The following is a 1,636-nucleotide window of genomic DNA, read 5'->3' as shown; positions in this document are numbered from 1 at the left end:
CACCACCACCGCCACCTTGACGGCGACCCCGTCGGTGACCGAAGGCGGCGTCATCACCTACACCGTGACGTTGAGCAATCCGGCTCAGACCCCGGTGACCGTGACCCTGTCCAACGGCCAGACCATCACCGTCGAAGCCGGCAAGACCCAGGGCAGTGTCGATTTCCAGACCCCGGCCAACGATGTCTACAACAACGGTTCGACCGTCAGCACCACGATTACCGGTGCGACCGGTGGCAACTTCGAGCAGCTGACGCCGAACCCGACCCCGGCTCAGACCACGATCAACGACTCGGTCGACACCACCACCGCCACCTTGACGGCGACCCCGTCGGTGACCGAAGGCGGCGTCATCACCTACACCGTGACGTTGAGCAACCCAGCCCAGACTCCGGTGACCGTGACCCTGTCCAACGGCCAGACCATCACCGTCGAAGCCGGCAAGACCCAGGGCAGTGTCGATTTCCAGACCCCGGCCAACGATGTCTACAACAACGGTTCGACCGTCAGCACCACGATTACCGGTGCGACCGGCGGCAACTTCGAGCAGCTGACGCCGAACCCGACCCCGGCCCAGACTACGATCAACGACTCGGTCGACAACACCACGGCGACGCTGACTGCTTCGCCAAGCGTGACCGAGGGCGGGGTGATCACCTACACCGTGACCCTGAGCAATCCGGCCCAGACCCCGGTGACCGTAACCCTGTCCAACGGTCAGACCATCACCGTCGAAGCGGGCAAGACCCAGGGTAGCGTCGACTTCGAAACGCCAGCGAACGACGTCTACAACAACGGCTCGACCGTCAGCACCACGATTACCGGTGCGACCGGTGGCAACTTCGAACAGCTGACGCCGAACCCGACGCCGGCCCAGACCACGATCAACGACTCGGTCGACAACACCACCGCCACCCTGACGGCCACTCCATCGGTGACTGAAGGCGGCGTCATCACCTACACCGTGACCCTGAGCAACCCGGCCCAGACCCCGGTGACTGTGACTCTGTCCAACGGTCAGACCATCACCGTCGAAGCGGGCAAGACCCAGGGCAGCGTGGACTTCGAGACCCCGGCCAACGATGTCTACAACAACGGCTCGACCGTCAGCACCACGATTACCGGTGCGACCGGCGGCAACTTCGAGCAACTGACGCCGAACCCGACCCCGGCCCAGACCACGATCAACGACTCGGTCGACACCACCACCGCCACCCTGACGGCCACTCCATCGGTGACTGAAGGCGGCGTCATCACCTACACCGTGACGCTGAGCAACCCAGCCCAGACTCCGGTGACCGTAACCCTGTCCAACGGTCAGACCATCACCGTCGAAGCGGGCAAGACCCAGGGCAGCGTGGACTTCGAGACCCCGGCCAACGATGTCTACAACAACGGCTCGACCGTCAGCACCACGATTACCGGTGCGACCGGCGGCAACTTCGAGCAACTGACGCCGAACCCGACGCCGGCCCAGACCACGATCAACGACTCGGTCGACAACACCACCGCCACCCTGACGGCCACTCCATCGGTGACCGAAGGCGGGGTGATCACCTACACCGTGACGCTGAGCAACCCAGCCCAGACTCCGGTGACCGTAACCCTGTCCAACGGTCAGACCATCACCGTCGAA

At 64.1% G+C, this 1,636-nt stretch carries 1 protein-coding gene; it reads left to right on the top strand.

Going from position 1 to position 1,636, the window contains the following annotated elements:
- Nucleotides 1-1,636 (top strand): immunoglobulin-like domain-containing protein (locus tag ACK1U9_RS25615; RefSeq protein WP_449110276.1); only part of this gene is annotated, 1,636 nt, incomplete at both ends.

It is taken from the genome of Pseudomonas sp. XP1, from assembly GCF_053557675.1.
Note: the sequence above shows the minus strand (reverse complement) of the source record. Positions and strands in the feature narration are given on the sequence as shown.